A 207-nucleotide genomic window follows, 5' to 3' on the forward strand; every position below is an offset into this window, starting at 1 on the left:
TTTTTACTATTTCTGGATTAGTGAAATGCGGTTAAAGAAATTATTGAGATTACGGAAGCCATAACAGTTACGTTTTAATGTCTTAATTTTACGATTAATACCTTCTAAGGGGCCATTGGAATTATGATAACAGCAGGCATTCAAGATAGCTTGGCGATTTTTTCTGAAGGTGTTCATGACCGTATCCATACTGGTTCGATTACGTTG

1 protein-coding gene is annotated in these 207 nt (G+C 35.3%); it reads right to left on the reverse strand.

The genetic code is table 11. The features are described 5' to 3' along the window. Positions 1-6: 6 nt before the first annotated feature. The coding region (locus CES81_RS13230; protein ID WP_145993364.1) for a transposase at positions 7-207 on the reverse strand (201 nt) is incomplete at its 5' end.

This window comes from Secundilactobacillus pentosiphilus (genome assembly GCF_002217985.1).
Lineage (GTDB): Bacteria > Bacillota > Bacilli > Lactobacillales > Lactobacillaceae > Secundilactobacillus > Secundilactobacillus pentosiphilus.